The organism is Myxococcus sp. CA039A (assembly GCF_013336645.1).
In the GTDB taxonomy this organism is placed as follows: Bacteria; Myxococcota; Myxococcia; order Myxococcales; family Myxococcaceae; genus Myxococcus; species Myxococcus llanfairpwllgwyngyllgogerychwyrndrobwllllantysiliogogogochensis.
The window spans coordinates 1-662 of sequence record NZ_JABUMQ010000732.1; the positions used below are offsets into that span (position 1 = coordinate 1).

The following is a 662-nucleotide window of genomic DNA, read 5'->3' on the forward strand; positions in this document are numbered from 1 at the left end:
CCCTCGCACCACCCACCAGGGAGCCAGGCGGGCGCCGCCGCATCCAACCTGGCGCGCACTCGCACTGTACCGCCCGACGGCTCCACCGACTGTGGGGTACGGCAATGCGCACATGGCCCGTGGGGAGGTCGGACGCTACAAGCCGCGCCACCGTGTCCGCCTCGTCCGCCGCCTCGTCCCTGTCCACGCCTTCCACTCCCGCCCTCTCCCCCGTCGCGTCCCCTGTCAGCGGTGACGCGCTCCAGTCGGGTGCCTCACGCGGCCGCATCCTGTTGTGCCTCGTGACGCTGTACCTCGTTTGGGGCTCCACCTATCTGGCCATCCGCTGGGTACTCCAGGGTGGCATGACGCCATTCCTCGCATCAGGAACGCGCTTCCTGCTGGCGGGAGCGCTGTTGTTCGGCGCGATGTGGCTCAAGGGCTCGCCGGTGCCGACCGCGCGACAGTGGGGCTCCAGCGCGGTGGTGGGACTGCTGCTCTTGGGTGTGGGCAACGGCGGGCTCGTGTTCGCGCAGCAGTGGGTGCCCTCCGGCGTGGCGGCGCTGGTGGTGGGCAGCCTGCCCATGTGGTCGGCGCTGTTCGGTGGACTGTTCGGCCAGTGGCCCGGAAAGCTGGAGCGCTGGGGACTGGCGGTGGGGTTCGGCGGCATCGTCCTGCTGAAC

At 70.7% G+C, this 662-nt stretch carries 1 protein-coding gene; it reads left to right on the forward strand.

Going from position 1 to position 662, the window contains the following annotated elements:
* Nucleotides 1-152 precede the first annotated feature (152 nt).
* The coding region (locus tag HR086_RS47320; protein ID WP_373564460.1) for an EamA family transporter at nt 153-662 on the forward strand (510 nt) is incomplete at its 3' end.